Annotated in this window: 12 protein-coding genes and 1 other RNA gene; 6 read left to right on the top strand and 7 right to left on the bottom strand. The window is 62.8% G+C overall.

Annotated features, from left to right (window positions below):
- Positions 1-387: 387 nt before the first annotated feature.
- Both CXQ81_RS11910 and CXQ81_RS11905 read left to right on the top strand, forming a co-directional pair.
- Positions 388-702, top strand: coding sequence for a helix-turn-helix domain-containing protein (locus CXQ81_RS11910; RefSeq protein WP_007922376.1), 315 nt, complete (start codon positions 388-390; stop codon positions 700-702).
- A 142-nt stretch (positions 703-844) separates the two neighbouring features.
- Positions 845-1,219 (top strand): VOC family protein, encoded by a 375-nt coding sequence (locus CXQ81_RS11905; protein ID WP_101337282.1) that lies wholly within the window; start codon positions 845-847, stop codon positions 1,217-1,219.
- On the opposite strand, the gene CXQ81_RS11900 is transcribed toward CXQ81_RS11905, so the two are convergent.
- Complete coding sequence (locus CXQ81_RS11900; RefSeq protein WP_101339402.1) at positions 1,153-2,136, bottom strand: DMT family transporter; 984 nt, start codon at positions 2,134-2,136, stop codon at positions 1,153-1,155. The two genes, CXQ81_RS11905 and CXQ81_RS11900, sit on opposite strands and share 67 nt — an antisense overlap.
- 102 nt (positions 2,137-2,238) lie before the next feature.
- Here CXQ81_RS11900 and CXQ81_RS11895 point away from each other — a divergent pair, with 102 nt between their 5' ends.
- Complete coding sequence (locus CXQ81_RS11895) at positions 2,239-3,105, top strand: LysR family transcriptional regulator (protein WP_101337281.1); 867 nt, start codon at positions 2,239-2,241, stop codon at positions 3,103-3,105.
- Between the two features lie 93 nt (positions 3,106-3,198).
- Here CXQ81_RS11895 and ffs read toward each other — a convergent pair.
- An RNA gene (ffs, locus tag CXQ81_RS11890) (signal recognition particle sRNA small type) lies at positions 3,199-3,295 on the bottom strand.
- Positions 3,296-3,944: 649 nt separating this feature from the next.
- On the opposite strand from ffs, the gene CXQ81_RS11885 reads away from it, so the two are divergent.
- Positions 3,945-4,331, top strand: a complete 387-nt coding sequence (locus CXQ81_RS11885) for a DUF6124 family protein (protein WP_101337280.1) — start codon at positions 3,945-3,947, stop codon at positions 4,329-4,331.
- A 112-nt stretch (positions 4,332-4,443) separates the two neighbouring features.
- Here CXQ81_RS11885 and CXQ81_RS11880 read toward each other — a convergent pair whose 3' ends face one another.
- The 5 genes from CXQ81_RS11880 to CXQ81_RS11855 form a co-directional block, all read right to left on the bottom strand.
- Entirely contained in the window at positions 4,444-5,610 is a 1,167-nt protein-coding gene (locus CXQ81_RS11880) for a putative zinc-binding metallopeptidase (RefSeq protein WP_101337279.1), read from the bottom strand.
- Between the two features lie 200 nt (positions 5,611-5,810).
- Entirely contained in the window at positions 5,811-8,177 is a 2,367-nt protein-coding gene (gene ligA / locus CXQ81_RS11870) for an NAD-dependent DNA ligase LigA (RefSeq protein ID WP_101337278.1), read from the bottom strand.
- 129 nt (positions 8,178-8,306) lie between these two features.
- Complete coding sequence (gene zipA / locus CXQ81_RS11865) at positions 8,307-9,155, bottom strand: cell division protein ZipA (RefSeq protein WP_007922364.1); 849 nt, start codon at positions 9,153-9,155, stop codon at positions 8,307-8,309.
- 261 nt (positions 9,156-9,416) lie between these two features.
- Positions 9,417-12,905 carry a chromosome segregation protein SMC gene (gene smc / locus CXQ81_RS11860; protein ID WP_101337277.1) on the bottom strand — a complete coding sequence of 1,163 codons (3,489 nt, stop codon included), beginning with the start codon at positions 12,903-12,905 and terminating at the stop codon, positions 9,417-9,419.
- Between the two features lie 2 nt (positions 12,906-12,907).
- Positions 12,908-13,567, bottom strand: coding sequence for a GntR family transcriptional regulator (locus CXQ81_RS11855; protein ID WP_007922360.1), 660 nt, complete (start codon positions 13,565-13,567; stop codon positions 12,908-12,910).
- Positions 13,568-13,835: 268 nt separating this feature from the next.
- Between CXQ81_RS11855 and xdhA the strand changes: the two genes are divergently transcribed.
- Together xdhA and xdhB are read left to right on the top strand one after the other, a co-directional pair.
- Entirely contained in the window at positions 13,836-15,290 is a 1,455-nt protein-coding gene (gene xdhA / locus CXQ81_RS11850) for a xanthine dehydrogenase small subunit (protein ID WP_101337276.1), read from the top strand.
- Positions 15,283-17,682, top strand: coding sequence for a xanthine dehydrogenase molybdopterin binding subunit (xdhB, locus tag CXQ81_RS11845; RefSeq protein WP_101337275.1), 2,400 nt, complete (start codon positions 15,283-15,285; stop codon positions 17,680-17,682). The genes xdhA and xdhB overlap by 8 nt, the downstream gene beginning before the upstream one ends.
- The last annotated feature ends 30 nt before the right edge of the window (positions 17,683-17,712 follow it).

Here is a 17,712-nt window from a genome sequence, read left to right as displayed (position 1 = left end):
GCAAGAGGCCGACCGAGGAAAATGGCGCACCGTCTCGCCCCACCTGACGCAATTGCAACCGTACAGCGATCGGCACCGTCATTGACCTTCGAATCGACGAAGATCAACTAAAATCAGTCAGGGATCAGCCGAATTTGGCGGGTGGGACACTGGCAATCATCAGCGAGACGTTCGCGCCTGCGCCATACCCTCGATTCTGGTGAACAAGGAAAATGCAATGAGTTCTTGTTTCATCAGTTCATCTTCTGAAACTAGATCACCAAATGCCTGTCCGAAGCGTCGATTCTACGAATTGCATCACATTTTGCAAGGCAAGGTGATGAATCATGGCGTTGCCTAATGCAAAGATTTATCGTTAAGTTCTTGATTCTAAATGGGAATTGAGCGATGCAAATTTCAAGTTTGGGTCCAGCCATCAGGCGTTACCGCAAGGTAGCGGGGCTTACTCAGGCTGAACTAGGCGAAAAAACCGGTTTTGACCCTAAAACCATCAGCCGCTTCGAAACCGGCACCTACACCCCCAGTGTGGAAGCCCTGTTCCTGCTGGCCGATGTACTCGGGGTGAAGCTGAAAGCCTTTTTCGCAGATCTGGGCGACGAAGACGAACAGCGGGCGTATCTGTTCGGTGTCATTCACAAAGCCACCCCGAAGGACCTGGGAAAGCTGATAGCAGCGGTAGACCTGGCCTTGTCCAAGCCTTAGAGCCGAGCAACACGCAGAGGAGGCAGATCTATCGAAGCCGATAGCCTGCCTCCTCTTCATTTCCGCCAGACGACTCCTGACAGGAACTGACAGCGGCGCCCCTTAAGCTGGCGTGCGCAGCCCAACCTTCCCAGGAGTCCAGATGATCGCTACCAGCACTTACCTTCTGCTTTACGTCGACAGCCCCGCCACCAGCGCCAACTTTTACAGCCGCCTGCTGGACAGGCCACCGGTCGAGCTGTCGCCGACCTTTGCCCTGTTCATTCTTGATTCGGGGCTCAAGCTCGGCCTCTGGTCCAGACAGGATGTCGAGCCAGCCACCCAAGTCACCGGCGGTGGCGGCGAACTGGCCCTGGCCGTGGCCGATAAGCAGAGCGTCGACCTGCTGCACGGCCAATGGGCCGAATCCAGCGTGAACATTGCCCAGGCCCCGACCACCCTGGACTTCGGCTACACCTTCGTCGCCCTGGACCCGGACGGGCACCGGCTCAGGGTGTTTTGCCTCACCCCGGAGTGAACAGGAGCCGTGCCGATAGTGTCCGGCAGCACGGAGCGGCGCCGCGCCCAGCGCCCCTCCAGCTGCATCGCCATTACGCTGCCGAGGACGACCGCCGCCCCCACGATCACCGCGCCATGCACCCGCTCATGCAGGACCAGCGCCGCCAGCAGCATGGCGACCGGCGGTATCAGGTACATGGCGATGGATGCCCGGCTGACTTCGACCCGCGCCAGCACATAGGCCCACGCCAGGTAAGCCAACGCACTGGGAAACAGCCCCAGCAGCAATACCGCCAGGTTCACCCGCCACGGCGCCTGGACCACCGCGGCCGCCAGCCCCGGCCAATACAGGCTCAACAGCAAGGTGCCGGCCCAGACCATGTAGCACACGACGGTCAGCAGGTCGTAACGTCCCGAATAGCGCCGCTGCAAAACGAAGTACAAGCCCCAGGAGAAGGCCGCCAGCAGCACCAGCAATCCCCGGGGCTCGATCGACGCCACGCCCTGGTCGCCCCAGACCACCACGACCGCCCCCAGCAACCCCAGCCCGACACAACCCCAGCGCCAGCCGCTGACCGGCTCTCTCAACCAGAAAAACGCAATCAGAGTGCTGAAGATCGGCGCCGACTGCGCCAGCACACTGGATGCCCCCGCGCTCAAACCCTGCTGGCCATAGTTGAGGCTGACGTGATGCAGGGCGATGGCGAAAAAGCCCAGCACCAGCAACCAGGGCAGATCGCGCCAGCGCGGCAGGGAGATTCTTTTCACCAGGGCGATTGCCCCCATGAACAGCGAAGCAATCAGAAAGCGCAGCAACGCCAAATGGCCAGGTTCGTAGCCTTCCAGCCCAATGTGGATACCCACCGGGGAGTAGGCCCAACACAGAATGACCGCGGCGGTCGCCAGGACCAGCTTCAACGCAGGAGAGATGTTCAAGACGCAGACACTCGGCAGCACAAGAAAGGCCTTCAGTCTCCCGCCTGCCACAACTCACCACAATTAAGGGATACTGAGACCAGACCTCACTGGAAATGAGCAATGGAACTGAGCCAACTGAAAATGGTGAAAGCGGTCGCCCGCACCGGCAGCATTGCCCGAGCGGCCGAACAACTGCATTGCGTGCCCTCCAATATCACCAACCGCCTCAAGCAACTGGAAGGAGAGCTGGGCACCCGCCTGTTTATCCGCGCCGGCCGCGGGCTGAAAATCAGTCCGGACGGAGAAATCTTTCTCGGCTACAGCGAGCGCATCCTGGCCCTGGTGGATGAGGCCAAACGGGCGGTCGACCGCAAGGCCGAACCCAGCGGCATCCTGCGCATCGGCGCCATCGAATCCTGCGCCGGCGGGCGCTTGCCGCCCCTGCTGGCGGAATTCCATCAGCGCTTTCCACAGGTCACTCTGGAGCTGGTAACCGGCACCTGGTCGCAGCTGTTCGAGGAACTGCAACATCACCGGATCGATGGCGCACTGGTCGCGGTCGACACCCTTCCCCCAAAACTGGAGCGCACCGCCCTGTACAGCGAGCCGCTGGTGCTGGTTACCAGCGCCGACGCCGCGCCCGTGCTGAACCCGCGGGACCTGCAAGGCCAGACCCTGTTCATGTGGCCCGGCGGCTGCCCTTACCGCCGCGCCCTGGAGCACTGGCTGAACGCCCATGACGTGACCGCGACCCTCATCGGCTATGCCAGCTGGGGCACCATTATCGACTGCGTCAGCGCCGGTGCCGGCATGACCCTGGCCCCGGAAGGCGTGCTCGACCGCTACACCCTGTCCACGGGGCTGGCACGCTACCGCTTCGCCGATCTGCAGCCGATCGACATTCGTTTTGTCTGGAACAAGGAAATACAACGCCACACCGCACGGGACGCGTTTGCGCAGTTGTTGCAGGAACGATTGGGGAAATGAAACAAGCGACCGGCGAGAGGCCAGATCAGGATAAAACAGGGGGGAGAATTCAGAATATTCGTCGAGGACCGACAGAAGGCGTTATGGAGGCAACCCCACCAGCCACACCCCGGCACACAATGTCACCGCTGCGGCTGCTCCCTTCCAGGCCTGACCGGGTTCACGGCTGATCGTTGCGAGGGGACCAATGGGGTCACCATAACGATGCTCACCTGACGGCGAGCCGCGCCATTGTACCTATCTGCGGCGAAGTTACAACCGCTCTGTAAAGATTAAAAAATCTGAACGGCTTCAAGTACTTGGATCATTACCCCGCTCGCTTGTCGATTCCTGTAGCCGCTGCCGCAGGCTGCGCTCGACTGCGAAGCAGTTGCCAACCATGTGTCGAACAGCAACGAAACACCCTGTTGTCCGCCATTGCGGCCGCTGCGCGACCGATCGCAGCCTGCGGCAGCGGCTACAGGGACCGCGCAAGAGCGAGATGGCAGTTTTGCGACGAGCCGGCAGTCGATTTTTCGCTTTGTTTTGTAAGGGGTTTCCTAGAAACTCTGGAACGCCTTTGGGCGGGTTGTACCCCTGAATTTGATCGGGCAGTCTGCGGGGGTCGTTGCAATTTCAACGACCCGGATGTGGAAGTCTGGAGCTAAGGACGTACAACCCTATCAACAAGCACGGGCGCCTCATGGCACTGGTGAACTTGTTCTATGGCGGCTGTGCGTGGGGCACCTTCGGGTGCGCCGGATTCCTTTAGCTCCGGTCTTCCACACCTACGCACGGCTGCCACCCCTCATGTGGAAGTGAGATTTGGCAGTTCCTTAAATGCTAAAGGAATCGCACACATGAAAAAGCTCGTCCCCGACCCACCCTTCACTGCCCCGCGCCGACTACGCGATCCGGAACTGGATGCAGCCAATGCCTCCCTGCTCCTGTCGCTCAACGATCAGAAACAACCGCTGCTGGCGCAACTGCAAGAAACCCGCAGCCAGCCCTTCGGCCTGCATGATGCCCAGCAACGGCCGCTGTTCGCGGTGCAGGCCGGGGTGAATGCCGAAGAAGCCTTGATGCATGTCTCGCTGCTGCTCAAATGCGCCGAAGAAGTCTCGGATGAAATCACCGAACAGGGCAGCGGCATCGAACGCGGGCTGATCTGGTCCATGGTGCATTCCGTGGAGATGGCTCGCGCGGTGGTCGATGCCTTGCTCGATGGCGTGCGCACAGCTCGCTAACCGCCCTTGGTAGGAGCGAAGCTTGCTCGCGAAAACATCGCCGCGGTCTTCTGCCGGACCGAGTCGCTTGCATCGCGAGCAAGCTTCGCTCCTACAGAAGCAAGTGGTGGGCTCAGGCTTGTTCGAGTGCTTCGTCGGCCTTGCCGCCGGCCTGCTGGATCACCAGGTGGATGAAGTGCAGCTTGGCAATCACCGCCGGCGGCAGGATGAAGGGATAGAAATCCGGCTGGCCCATGCTGCGTGACAGTTCGTTGAGCATGCCCGCCAGTTCGATCCAGGCGTTAACAAAAGAGAGGAACGCCGGGCCGCCGGGATGCTGCGGGTCATACAGGGTATCCAGCGGGAACGGTTGGTAGTCGAAGTCCATTTCCCGGGCGCTCATGCCGAAGCCCAGCGCGGTATCGACCGCGTCCATCATGTGCAGGTAGTGGGCCCAGCTTTCCGCCCAGTCCTCCCAGGGATGCATGGTGGCGTAGGCGCTGACGCAGGTCTGCGACCAATCGCTCGGTGCGCCCTGCTGGTAATGCCGCTCCAGGGCTTCGGCGTAGCTTGCGCGTTCGTCGCCGAACAGCGCGCGACAGGGCTCCAGCCAATGGCTGCCTGCGATCAGGCGATCCCAGTAGTAATGCCCCACCTCATGCCGGAAGTGACCGAGCAAGGTGCGATAGGGTTCGCGCATCTGTACCCGCACCTGCTCGCGATACGCATCGTCGGCCTCCTTGATGTCGAGGGTGATCAGGCCGTTGGCGTGGCCGGTCATGGGCGCCCTGCCCTGCAGATCGATGCCGACAAAATCGAAAGCCAGGCCGGCCTCTTCATCCTCGGCCTTGGCGATCAGCGGCAAGCCCAGGCTCACCACTTGCGCCACCAGGCGGCGCTTGGCGATTTCCACCATGCGCCAGCGCTCGGGGTTTTCCGGCACGCCAAGGTCGGGAATGGTCCGGTTCAGCCTGCACGCCACACACAGGGTAGCGGCGCCATGCGCAGGCAGCAGCCAGTTGCAGGCCGCCGGGGTATCGAGGTTGGCACAGCGCCGGAACAGCCCGGCTTGCGGATCGACGTCCAGCCGCCAGGTATCGGCCTCCGGCCCTGGCTGCAGCGACGACAAGCGACTCTGCTCAGGCTGATAACCCAAGGCCGCCGAACAGGCCAGGCACTGACTGTTGCGAAAGAACAGCGATTGCCCGCAACGACACCGCCAGACCTTGCTGTTGCGGCTGCCCTCACGGACAAAGGGTGCGGCGATACGGGAACTGAGCTGTTCGAAGAAGCGGTACATGGCGATCTCTCCCTGGGCGTGCCAAGACTAGATCATGGGCAAGAGAGATTGTTCCATCGCCTTCAAGACGCTTCTGCCGGGGAACGCCATTCCGTGTAGCCGCTGCCGCAGGCTGCGATAAGGTCCGCAGGACCTTCCGGCGCCCGACAGAGCAACGCCCGCTGCGCGGTCGATCGCAGCCTTCGGCAGCGGCTACAGGGTTATACCGAGATACCGTGCTGGCCGAGGAAGGCCACAAAGGTTTCTTCGTCCAGCACCTTGAGGCCCAGCTCGTTGGCCTTGGCCAGCTTGGAGCCGGCACCGGGACCGGCCACCACGCAGTGGGTCTTGGCCGAAACCGAGCCGGCGACCTTGGCGCCCAGGCTTTCCAGCTTGTCCTTGGCCACGTCGCGGCTCATCAGCTCCAGCGAGCCGGTGAGCACCCAAGTCTGGCCAGCCAGCGGCAGCCCTTCCACCACTTTCTTCTCGCTCCGCCAGTGCATGCCGAAGGCTTGCAGCTGCGCCTCGATGGCCAGTGCCCGCTCGGCGTTTTCCGCGATGTCGAAGAACTCGCGCACGGCCTTGGCCTGCTTCTCCGGCAGGGTCTGGCGCATGTCCAGCCAGTCCGCCTTGACCACACCGTCGAGGGTCGCGAACTTGTCCGCCAGTTTCTGCGCCGCACCCGGCCCCACCGATGGAATGTTCAGCTTGTCGAGCATGCCGCCCAGGGTGGTGCTGGCAGCGAACTCGGCGCCCAGATCGCCCTGATCCTGCAACTGCAGCCCGCACTGCTGCGGATCGAGCAGGGCACCGATCACCTGCTGGTTATGGCTGTCCTCGAAGAAGCTGTGAATCTCGTGAGCCACTTCCAGGCCGATATCCGGCAGGTAGGTCAGCACTTCCGGCAAGGCCTGCTGCACGCGCTCCAGCGAGGCCAGGGAGCGCGCCAGGACCTTGGCCGTCTCCTCGCCCACATCGGGAATGCCCAGGGCGTAGATGAAACGCGCCAGGCCCGGCTTCTTGCTGTCTTCGATGGCCTTGAGCAGCTTGTTGCTGGAGACTTCGGCGAAGCCTTCCAGATCGATGATCTGTTCGTACTTGAGCTTGTAGAGATCGGCCGGCGAACCAATGAGCTTTTCGTCCACCAGCTGTTCGATGGTCTTGTCGCCCAGCCCTTCGATATCCATCGCCCGACGGGAAACGAAGTGGATGATCGCCTGCTTGAGCTGCGCGCCACAGGCCAGGCGACCGACACAGCGGTACACCGCGCCTTCGCTGATGGTTTCCTTGCCCTTGCTGCGCTTGATCAACTGCGTGCGCTCGACATGGGAGCCGCACACCGGGCAGGTCTGCGGGATATGCACCTTGCGCGCATTTTCCGGACGACGCTCGACGACCACCTGCACCACTTGCGGAATCACATCGCCCGCACGACGGATGATCACGGTGTCGCCGATCATCAGGCCCAGGCGCGCCACTTCGTCCATGTTGTGCAGGGTCGCGTTGGAGACGGTGACACCCGCCACCTTGACCGGTTTCAGACGGGCCACCGGGGTCACCGCGCCGGTGCGGCCAACCTGGAATTCCACGTCCAGCAGCTCGGTCAACTCTTCCATCGCCGGGAATTTATGAGCGATCGCCCAGCGCGGCTCGCGAGCCCGGAAGCCCAGCTCGCGCTGCGAGGCAATGCTGTTGACCTTGAACACCACGCCGTCGATTTCATAAGGCAAGCCGTTACGGCGCTCGCCGATATCGCGGTAGTAATCCAGGCATTCGTCGATCCCCTTGGCCAGTTTCAGCTCGCGACTGACGGGCATGCCCCAGTGCTTGAGCTGCTCCAGATTGCCGATATGGGTGTCGGCGATATCCGCAGTGACCTGGCCGATCCCGTAGCAGCAGAATTCCAGCGGGCGGCTGGCGGTGATCTTCGAGTCCAGCTGGCGCAAGCTGCCGGCCGCGGCGTTCCGCGGGTTGGCGAAGGTCTTGCCGCCAACTTCCAGCTGCGCGGCATTGAGCCGCTCGAAACCGGCCTTGGACATGTACACCTCGCCGCGCACCTCCAGGGTCGCCGGCCAGCCACTGCCGTGCAGCTTCAGGGGGATGTTGCGCACGGTGCGCACGTTGACGCTGATGTCTTCGCCAGTGGTGCCGTCGCCGCGAGTCGCGCCGCGCACCAGCACGCCGTCCAGGTACAGCAGGCTGACCGCCAGGCCATCGAGCTTCGGCTCGCAGCTGTATTCCACCGCCGCACCGCCACCGAACAGATCGCCCACCGGCAGGTCGAGCCCCTCGGTCACCCGGCGATCGAACTCGCGCATGTCGGTTTCTTCGAAGGCGTTGCCCAGGCTGAGCATGGGGATTTCGTGGCGCACCTGAGTGAAGGCCGAGAGCGCCGCGCTGCCGACACGCTGGGTGGGCGAGTCGCTGCTGACCAGTTCCGGGTGTTCGGCTTCCAGTGCCTTGAGTTCATGGAACAGGCGATCGTATTCAGCGTCGGGGATGCTCGGTTCGTCGAGTACGTGGTAGCGATAGTTGTGCTGATCCAGCTCAGCGCGCAGCTCAAGAATGCGGGTTTCGACGGCGGTCATGATGTTCTCTCAAAAAGCAAAAGAGCAGCCTAGGCTGCTCAATATTTGTCTGGGTGGGCCCTTCGGCCCTGTCGCGAGCCCGCTCCGGCAGGCCAAGGGTTATGCCGGAGCGGCTGGCTCGCGAAGCGCTCAGCGCTTCTGGGTCAGGGCGCGACGTTCGAATTCGACGATGCGCTGACGGTAGTGCTCGATGGTCTGGGCGGTCAGCACGCTGCGCTGGTCATCCTTCAGCTCGCCATTCAGTTCCTGGGACAGCTTGCGCGCCGCGGCCACCATCACGTCGAAAGCCTGCTTCGGATGACGCGGGCCTGGCAGGCCGAGGAAGAAGCTCACGGCAGGGGTGCTGAAGTGGTCGATGTCGTCCAGGTCGAATACGCCCGGCTTGACCGCGTTGGCCATGGAGAACAGCACTTCGCCATTGCCAGCCATGCTTTCGTGACGGTGGAAAATATCCATCTCGCCAAAACGCAGGCCGCTTTCCAGGATGTTCTGCAACAGCGCCGGACCCTTGAAGCCGCCGGCATCACGGCAGATCACGCTGATCACCAGCACTTCTTCGGCTTGCGGCTGGTCCTTGTCGGCGTAACCGGAAGCCTTGGTTTCATCCGGGAAGTCGTCGTCACGGCTGCTGAAGCTCGGGCCGCCGTCCAGATCCAGGTTGAGGTTCAGGTCGCCCTGCTGTGGCTCGCTGGCACGCTTGCCACGCTTGGAGCCAGATTCGCGCGGTTCGCGCGCCGGCGCGCTCATCGACGGCAGGTCGTGCTCGTCGAGTTGCGGTTCCTTATGGGTATCCAGCACGCGGGGCGGGCCCAGCAGTTCGGCACTGCTGTCGTCGTCCGGCAGGTTGGACAGGCTACGATCCAGACGGAATTTCAACTTTCCCTTGCCGCCGCGCATACGGCGCCAGCCATCAAAAAGAATACCGGCAATGACAATGATGCCGATGACGATCAGCCACTCGCGCAGACCGATTTCCATGTAATCCCGTGCCTCTATGAAAAATGCTGAAAAATAAGAGGTTTAGCAAACTGCAAACCGCTTTAAAACGTGGCGCCAACTCTATGTTCTGACTGGCCTTTTGCCCACGTATAGGAAAAATTGACATTAAACTAGCACGACCAAAGACAACTTTACACCGTCTGTCGCAACGGCTTCATTCAATATGTCGATCAGCCAGTACTCGGCACAGGTAAAAACCTCTTACTTGTCACTTACATACCGGCTGTGGTCGCCCGGATATCAGGCGTCCACCATCGCCATCGCCTCCTCGACATCCACTGCTACCAGGCGCGAACAGCCGGGTTCGTGCATCGTCACGCCCATCAATTGATCGGCCATTTCCATGGCGATCTTGTTGTGGGTGATATAGATGAACTGCACCGTCTGCGACATCTCTTTAACCAGCCTTGCGTAGCGTCCAACGTTAGCGTCATCCAGCGGGGCGTCAACTTCGTCGAGCATGCAGAACGGCGCCGGGTTCAACTTGAAGATGGCAAATACCAGCGCCAGGGCCGTCAATGCTTTCTCACCACCGGACAACAAATGAATGGTGCTGTTCTTCTTCCCTGGCGGACGCGCCATGATCGTTACCCCTGTATCGAGTAGATCTTCGCCCGTCAGTTCCAAATAAGCGCTGCCGCCACCGAAAACTTTTGGAAAGAGCGCCTGTAAACCGCCGTTAATCTGATCAAAGGTATCCTTGAAACGATTACGGGTTTCCTTGTCGATCTTGCGAATCACGTTTTCCAGGGTTTCCAGGGCTTCCACCAGATCGGCGTCCTGGGCGTCCAGATAACGTTTGCGCTCGGACTGCTGCTGGTACTCATCGATGGCCGCGAGGTTGATCGCCCCCAGGCGCTGAATGCGCGCGGCAATCCGCTCGAGTTCTTCCTCGGCCTCTTTCTCGCTGGCCTGCGCGGTCAGCGTGGCGAGCACGCCCTGCAAGTCGTAGCCGTCTTCCAGCAACTGGTCCTGCAAGGTCTTGCGACGCACGCTCAGGGCCTGCCATTCCATACGCTGCTGTTCGAGCTGGCCACGGATCAACTGCGATTGCTGCTCGGCCTGGGTCCGACGTTTTTCCGCGTCGCGCAATTCGCGGTCGGCATCCTCCATGGCGATCTGCGCGCTCTTGAGCTCGACGTCGACAGTCATGCGTTTTTCCAGCAACTCCTCGAGCTTCAGGCGCAGCTCTTCCAACGGCGCGGCACCCTCCTCCAGGTTCAGGCTGAGCTGTTCGCGCTTCTCTGTCAGGCGTTCCGATTGCAGCTCCAGGCGCTCCAGGGCCTGGCGGGTGGAATCGTGCTGGGCCTTGAGCGACCCCAGGCGCACCGCCAACTGATGAGCGTGATCCTTGTGCTGGCGCGCCTCCTGGCGCACCCGGTCCAGGCGCTCGCGCAAACTGTCGCGCTGGGCCAGCAGCAATTCGCGCTGCTCGGTGTCCAGGGCCATGCTGTCGAGGGCTTCCTGCAACTGCAGACGGGCTTCGCCCACTTGCTCGTGTTCCACCGCGCGCTGCTCGCCCAGCTCCGCCACTTCTTCATCCAGGCGGGTACGGCGCAGGGCCAACTGCTCGGCCTTGGCCTTGCCGGCGGAAAGCCTGGCTTTCAATTCACCCTGCTGACGGGCTTCGTCCTGCAACAGACGGCGCAGGTGTTCGCGACCGTTCTCTTGCTGGCGCTGTTGCGCACGCAGGTTCTGCAACCGGGTTTCCAGGTCTTCCACGCTGGCTTCGCGCTCGTCGCGCTCCAGGCTCAGTTGTTCGATTTCCTGGTTGCGCGCGAGCATGCCGCTTTCCGCTTCGCTGGCGCGGCGCACTCGCAGAAAATGCCGGCCGACCCAGAACCCGTCACGGCTGATCAGGCTCTCACCGGCCGCCAGTTGGCCACGCAGGGCCAAGGCCTGTTCAAGGCTTTCCACCGGCTTGACCTGGCCCAGCCAGGGCGCCAGATCGACCTGGGCATCGACCTTGTCCAGCAGGCTGCCCGGCATCCGCGCCCCCTCGCCCGCCAGCTGGAGCAGGCGCAGGTCGCCCTGCTCGAAGCCGGCCAGGTCGAAGCCGGCAAAATCGTCGACCAGTACCGCTTGCAGGTCGGCGCCGAGCACGGTTTCCACCGCCAGCTCCCAACCGGCCTCGACCTTCAAGCCTTCGGCCAGCCGCGGACGCTCGGCCAACTGTTGCTCCTGCAGCCATTGCGCCGCGCCGGTCCCCGGATTGAGCGCTGCCTGCTGCAAAGCCTCCAGCGAGGCCAGGCGCCCATTGAGGCGCTGCAACTCGCCCTGGGCCTGCTGCTGGGCCTGGGTCGCCTGATGCAGCTCCTGGCGCAGTTGCTCCAGGCGCTCGACTTGAGCGTCTTCGCTGGCCTGCAAATCTTCCAGGGTCGCCTCGCTGGCCGCGAGTTGTTCATTGAGTTCGAGGATCGCCGCGTCTTCCGGGTCGGCGGCGAGCAATGCACGCTCCTCCACCAGGCGCCGCTGGCGCTCGCCCAGGCGTTCCATGCTGCCTTCGAGCTGCTGGATACGCGACTGCTGCACCTCGGCCTGGCGTCGCGGTTCGGCGGATTTGAGGTTGAAACCGTCCCACTGCTCCTGCCAGCCGTGCATGGTGGTTTCGGCTTCTTCCAGGGCCGCGGCGGCCTCTTCGGCGGCGGCGCTGGTGACTTCCTGCTCGGGCTCGAGCATTTCCAGCTCTTCACCGAGGGTGGCGAGCAAGGTGCGGTCGTGGCCCAGGTGGGATTCGGTCTCCTGGCGTGCACGCTCGGCTTCGCGCAAGTCATCCTGCAGCTGGCGCAAACGCTGCTGGCCGTGCTGGATGCTCTGCTCGACCCGGGCGATATCGCCACCGACCGAATAGAAGCGCCCCTGTACCAGATTGAAGCGCTCGGACAGCTCATGGTGACCGTCACGCAGGCGCTCGATGGCGGCGTCGGCATTGCGTTGCTCCGCCACCAGGGCTTCAAAGCCGACTTCCTGGTTGCCGATGATCGACTCACGCTGGCCGACCTGATCGTTCAACGCCTGCCAGCGCAACGCCGACAACTGAGCCTTGAGCTGACGCTCCTCGGCTTTGTATTCCTGGTACTTCTCGGCCGCCTGGGCCTGGCGGTGCAGGCGTTCGAGCTGGCGCTCCAGCTCCTCGCGCAGGTCGGTCAGGCGCGCCAGGTTTTCGTGGGTACGGCGGATGCGGTTTTCGGTTTCCCGGCGGCGCTCCTTGTACTTGGAAATCCCGGCGGCTTCTTCGATGAAATTGCGCAGGTCTTCCGGCTTGGCTTCGATCAGCTTGGAGATCATGCCCTGCTCGATGATCGAGTAGCTGCGTGGCCCCAGGCCGGTGCCGAGGAAAATGTCGGTAATGTCGCGACGGCGGCACTTGGCGCCGTTGAGGAAATAGCTGTTCTGGCTGTCGCGGGTGACCTTGCGGCGGATGGAGATTTCCGCGTAGGCCGCGTACTCGCCGACCAGGGTACCGTCGGAGTTGTCGAAGACCAGCTCGATGCTGGCCTGGCTCACCGGCTTGCGGCTGGTGGAACCGTTGAAGATGACGTCGGTCATCGACTCGCCGCGCAGGTTCTTGGCCGAGCTCTCGCCCATGACCCAGCGCACGGCGTCGATGATGTTCGACTTGCCGCAACCATTGGGCCCGACCACCGCCGCCATGTTACTGGGGAAGTTCACCGTGGTCGGGTCGACGAAGGACTTGAACCCCGCCAGCTTGATGCACTTGAGCCGCACGCTCAGGCAACCGTCAAGGCGGCGACTACCAGATCGCAACTGCGCCGGGCATAGGCCGTCAGCACCAGGCGGATCGTCGGCAGGTCACGGGCCAGCACGGCGGCCAGCAGTTGCTCGAACAGGTCGAGGAATTCGCTCATTTCCGCCTTGCGCTGCTCCAGGGCCAGGAAATAGGCACGGCTCATCGCCGGCTGCAGGTTCTCGACGGTTTCCTGCAGATACGGGTTGTCGGCGAACGGGTAGGCGGCGCGCATCACATTGAAGCTGTCTTCGACGAAACTGCGGATGTCCTGGCGCTCGTAGGCGGCGATCAATCGCTGCTGGATCTGCAGGAACGGCGCCATGTCGGCCTGCAGTTCCCAGCCATTGGCCACCGAGTTGCCCAGCAGGATGTACAGCTCGCTCATCAGGGTGCACAGGCTCCGCACCTTGTGCGGGGTGAGTTCGGTCACATGGGCGCCACGACGCGGCAGGATGGCGATCAGGTGACGGCGTTCGAGGATCAGCAGGGCCTCGCGGACCGAGCCGCGGCTGACGTTGAGGGCCAGCGTGACCTTCTGTTCCTGAATGCGCTCCCCAGGCTTGAGCTCGCCGCGAATGATGCGTTCGGCGAGGTGGTGAGCGATTTGCTCGGCGAGGCTGTCCGGCGCCTTGAACGTCATGGTTTTCCTTCAAACTCTCAGATCGGTACAAGCGGCGCAGTGTAGCGCAATTGCTACCTCATGGCGGAGTGCCCAAGGGCCTGAATTTGGCACGGAATAAGCAAAAAGCACTGCGGCCCGGGAGGGTCAATACTGTTTGAAAGCGCATGTTGATCGGCAAAAAATGATTTCCTGACCTTTAAGTCAGAAAATCATTGACCGAAAAGTCAGACATGACTAAATTCGGCCCCAGTCGGTTAACAACAATAATGAGTCTGCGAGGCCTTCCGTGATCCAGTTTTTACTCAACCAGGAACTCCGTAGCGAGCACACCCTGGACCCGAATCTGACGGTGCTCAATTATCTGCGCGAGCATCTGGGCAAGCCCGGCACCAAGGAAGGCTGCGCCAGTGGCGACTGTGGCGCCTGCACCGTGGTGGTCGGCGAATTGCAGACCGACGACACGGGCGCGGAGCACATCCGTTATCGCAGCCTCAACTCGTGCCTGACCTTCGTCTCGTCGCTGCACGGCAAACAGCTGATCAGCGTCGAAGACCTCAAGCACCAGGGCCAGTTGCACAGCGTGCAGAAGGCCATGGTCGAATGCCACGGCTCGCAGTGCGGCTTCTGCACGCCGGGCTTCGTCATGTCGCTGTTCGCCCTGCAGAAGAACTCCGAACAACCCGACGCGCACAAGGCCCACGAAGCCCTGGCCGGCAACCTGTGTCGCTGCACCGGCTACCGCCCGATCCTCGCCGCCGCCGAGCAGGCCTGCTGCGGCAAGCAGCCGGACCAGTTCGACGCCCGCGAAGCCGAGACCATCGCCCGCCTGAAAGCCATCGCCCCCAGCGACACCGGCGAACTGAACAGCGGCGACAAGCGCTGCCTGGTACCGCTGACCGTATCCGACCTGGCCGACCTGTATGACGCCTACCCGCAAGCCCGGCTGCTGGCTGGCGGCACAGACCTGGCGCTGGAAGTCACCCAGTTCCACCGTCCGCTGCCGGTGATGATCTACGTCGGCAACGTCGCCGAAATGAAACGCGTCGAGCGCTTCGACGACCGCCTGGAAATCGGCGCCGCCACCGCCCTCTCCGACTGCTACGACGCCCTCAAGGCCGAATACCCGGACTTCGGTGAACTGCTGCAACGCTTCGCCTCGTTGCAGATCCGCAACCAGGGCACCCTGGGCGGCAACATCGGCAACGCTTCGCCCATCGGCGACTCACCGCCCTTGCTGATCGCCCTGGGCGCGCAGATCGTCCTGTGCAAGGGCAACACCCGCCGCTCCCTGGCCCTGGAAGACTATTTCATCGACTACCGCGTCACCGCGCGCCAGGAAAGCGAGTTCATCGAGAAGATCATCGTGCCACGGGCCAGCGCCCAGCAGCTGTTCCGCGCCTACAAAGTGTCCAAGCGCCTGGACGACGATATTTCCGCGGTCTGCGCGGCCTTCAACCTGCGTATCGAGAATGGCGTGATCGCCGACGCCCGCGTGGCCTTCGGTGGCATGGCCGCCACCCCGAAACGCGCCAAGCACTGTGAGGCCGCGCTGCTCGGCGCCCCGTGGAGCGAGACCACCGTCGAACGTGCCTGCGCCGCCCTGGGCGAAGACTTCACCCCGCTTTCGGACTTCCGCGCCAGCAAGGAATACCGCCTGCTCAGCGCCCAGAACCTGCTGCGCAAATACTTTATCGAACTGCAAACACCGCACATCGAAACCCGGGTGACCGCTTATGTCTAATCATCACAAAGTCGAGAAGACTCAAGCCGAACTGAGCGCCCTGTTTCAACAGGACCTGGCCACCGGCGTCGGGCGCAGCGTCAAGCACGACAGTGCCGCCAAGCATGTATCCGGCGAAGCGGTGTATATCGATGACCGGCTGGAATTCCCCAACCAGCTGCATGTGTATGCGCGCCTCTCGGACCGTGCCCACGCCAAGATCCTCAGCATCGACACCGCGCCCTGCTACGCCTTCGAAGGCGTGCGTATCGTCATCACCCACAAGGACATTCCGGGGCTGAAAGACATCGGCCCGCTGCTGCCCGGCGACCCGCTGCTGGCCATCGACGACGTGCAGTTCGTCGGTCAGCCGGTGCTGGCCGTGGCCGCCCGCGACCTGGAGACCGCGCGCCAGGCGGCCATGGCCGCGGTCATCGAATACGAGGACCTGGAGCCGGTCCTGGACGTGGTCGAAGCCCTGCGCAAACGTCACTTCGTCCTCGACAGCCACACCCACCAGCGCGGCGACTCGGCCAAAGCCTTGGCCAGCGCCGAGCATCGCCTGCAGGGCACGCTGCACATCGGCGGCCAGGAACACTTCTACCTGGAGACCCAGATTTCCTCGGTGATGCCCACCGAAGACGGCGGCATGATCGTCTACTGCTCGACCCAGAACCCCACCGAGGTGCAGAAGCTGGTGGCCGAGGTGCTGGACGTGTCGATGAACAAGATCGTGGTCGACATGCGCCGCATGGGCGGTGGTTTCGGCGGCAAGGAAACCCAGGCCGCCAGCCCGGCATGCCTGTGCGCGGTGATCGCGCACCTCACCGGCCAGCCAACCAAGATGCGCCTGCCACGGGTCGAAGACATGCTGATGACCGGCAAGCGCCACCCCTTCTATATCGAGTACGACGTCGGCTTCGACAGCACCGGGCGCCTGCATGGCATCCAGCTGGAGCTGGCCGGCAACTGCGGTTGCTCGCCGGACCTGTCGGCCTCGATCGTCGACCGGGCGATGTTCCACGCCGACAACTCGTACTACCTGGGCGACGCCACCATCAACGGCCATCGCTGCAAGACCAACACCGCGTCGAACACCGCCTACCGTGGTTTCGGCGGCCCGCAAGGCATGGTCGCCATCGAGGAAGTGATGGACGCCATCGCCCGCCATCTCGCCCTCGACCCGCTGGCCGTGCGCAAAGCCAACTACTACGGCAAGACCGAACGCAACGTCACCCACTACTACCAGACCGTCGAGCACAACATGCTCGAAGAAATGACCGCAGAACTGGAAGCCAGCAGCCAGTACGCCGAGCGCCGCGAAGCGATCCGCCGCTACAACGCCGGCAGCCCGATCCTGAAAAAGGGTCTGGCGCTGACCCCGGTGAAATTCGGCATTTCCTTCACCGCCAGCTTCCTCAACCAGGCCGGCGCGCTGGTGCACGTCTATACCGACGGCAGCATCCACCTCAACCACGGCGGCACGGAAATGGGCCAGGGCCTGAACACCAAGGTGGCGCAGGTGGTGGCCGAGGTGTTCCAGGTGGAGATCGACCGGGTGCAGATCACCGCGACCAACACCGACAAGGTGCCCAACACCTCGCCGACCGCCGCCTCCAGCGGTGCCGACCTGAACGGCAAGGCGGCGCAGAACGCAGCGGAAATCATCAAGAAACGCCTGGTGGAGTTTGCCGCCCGACAGTACAAGGTCAGCGAGGAAGATGTGGAGTTCCACAACGGCCATGTGCGGGTCCGCGACCAGATCCTGAGTTTCGAGGAGCTGATCCAGCAGGCCTATTTCGCCCAGGTCTCGCTGTCCAGCACCGGCTTCTACAAGACCCCGAAAATCTACTACGACCGTGCCCAGGCCCGTGGCCGGCCGTTCTACTACTACGCCTACGGCGCCGCCTGCGCCGAGGTGATAGTCGACACCCTGACCGGCGAGTACAAGATGCTGCGCACCGACATCCTGCATGACGTCGGCGCCTCGCTGAACCCGGCCATCGACATCGGCCAGGTGGAAGGTGGCTTCATCCAGGGCATGGGCTGGCTGACCATGGAAGAGCTGGTGTGGAACGCCAAGGGCAAGCTGATGACCAACGGCCCGGCCAGCTACAAGATTCCGGCAGTGGCCGACATGCCGCTGGACCTGCGGGTCAAGCTGGTGGAAAACCGCAAGAACCCGGAAGACACGGTGTTCCATTCCAAGGCCGTGGGCGAACCGCCGTTCATGCTCGGCATCGCCGCCTGGTGCGCGATCAAGGACGCCGTGGCCAGCCTTGGCGATTACCGGCACCAGCCGAAGATCGACGCACCGGCCACGCCGGAGCGGGTGTTGTGGGGCTGCGAGCAGATGCGCCAGCTGAAGGTGACGAAGGCCGTCGAGGCCGAGTCTGAACTGGCTCCGCTCTAGAACGAGGTGCGCCTATCGCGGGCAAGCCTC

Source organism: Pseudomonas sp. 09C 129, from assembly GCF_002843625.1.
In the GTDB taxonomy this organism is placed as follows: domain Bacteria; phylum Pseudomonadota; class Gammaproteobacteria; order Pseudomonadales; family Pseudomonadaceae; genus Aquipseudomonas; species Aquipseudomonas chlororaphis.
The sequence above is the reverse complement of the archived record's forward strand: the minus strand, read 5'-3'. Positions and strand labels throughout refer to the sequence as shown.